The following is a 1,358-nucleotide window of genomic DNA, read 5'->3' on the forward strand; positions in this document are numbered from 1 at the left end:
ACCAGCATCAGCGCCCAGCAACAGCCGAGACACCAGACGCCCTGCTCCACCCCCATGCGAAAGACACGCCCCGGCTTCGCGCTCCAGTTGGCGAACAGGATCGAGAACGGGTTGCGGCACCTCTTGAGGCACGCCTGCTTCAAGCCGCTGAACTGATAGAGGCCGGCAATCGCCAAGGCGGCGGCCCCGGCAACCCCGACGACAGGATCGAGCACCTGTCCCGCGGCGACAAAGCCATAGATTATGAGGGTCAGCGCGGCGAACGCCACTGAGGCGGCAAGCCAAGTCGCGAGAAATCCCATCACCAGAACCAGCGGATGGGCGACGGGCTCTCCCTTGATCCGAGCGGTATCGGCAATCTCGCAATAGGTGCGGATCATCGGCGCCGCCGAGGGCAGCATCGTCGCCACCGCCATTACGAACCACATCAGGACGAGCGCCGACGCCGCCAACGAGCCTGAAAGCGGCGCCGGCGCAAGGCACAAAGCGAAGAACCGGTCGAGGAAATCCGGCAGCGGCAATGGCGGCAGGTTCTTCAGCAGCGCATCGCCCGGAGCGCCGCCGGCAACGCGGCTTTCGGCGCCGCGAATAGCCATGGCAGCGAGGATCCACCAGGCAAGCACGACGCCCGCACCGATAGTGAGCATCACGGCAAGGCGGGGGCTGCGCGCCAGTCCCGCCGTGGCGCGGCCGGCGCGGTCGAGATGGCGGAAATCGTGCTCCTGGGCGCTCATGCCAATCGAATGGGCCGAATCGCCGCGTTGATCAAGCCCGCCGATCTGCCCTATACCGCATGCAGGCCGACGGGCCGCCATCAACATGGAAGCCTGGCGTGGAGCAGAGTGACAAAGTTCGCATATTGATCGCCGGCAGCGGCCCGGCCGGCCTGATCGCGACACTCGGCTTTGCCGAGGCAGGCTTTGCCGTAACGTTGGCTGGCCCCGAGGCCGCCGGCGGCGATGGCCGCACCACCGCCCTTATGAACCCTGCTCTCAAGGTGCTCGACCGGCTGGGTGTGCTGGACGAACTCAGACCGCAGGCGGCGCCGCTGAAAATGATGCGCATCGTCGACGCAACGCGCCGGCTGATCCGCAGCCCGACCGTCACCTTCCGCGCCAGCGAAATCGGCGAGGAGCAGTTCGGGCTCAACCTGCCGAACAAAATCCTGATCCCGGTGCTTGCCAAGAAGGTCGCCGCAAATCCCGGCATTGAGTGGCGAAAGTCGATGGTCGATGCCTGGCGGCTCGACGCCGACCACGCACATGCGAGCCTCGCCGATGGCAGTGAGGTCTCGGCATCGCTGGCGGTTGCCGCCGACGGGCGCCTGTCGCCGGCGCGCGAGGCCGGCGGCATCAGGG

The 1,358-nt window shown here is 66.9% G+C and carries 2 protein-coding genes; one reads left to right on the forward strand and one right to left on the reverse strand.

Going from position 1 to position 1,358, the window contains the following annotated elements; genetic code table 11:
• Positions 1 to 734 (reverse strand): DUF2182 domain-containing protein (locus EOA60_RS33135; RefSeq protein WP_128312628.1); only part of this gene is annotated, 734 nt, incomplete at its 3' end.
• Positions 735 to 832: 98 nt separating this feature from the next.
• Here EOA60_RS33135 and EOA60_RS33140 point away from each other — a divergent pair.
• A partial coding sequence (locus tag EOA60_RS33140; RefSeq protein WP_245502682.1) for an FAD-dependent monooxygenase occupies positions 833 to 1,358 on the forward strand: 526 nt, incomplete at its 3' end.

The organism is Mesorhizobium sp. M1A.F.Ca.IN.020.06.1.1, assembly GCF_004023265.1.
Lineage (GTDB): Bacteria > Pseudomonadota > Alphaproteobacteria > Rhizobiales > Rhizobiaceae > Mesorhizobium.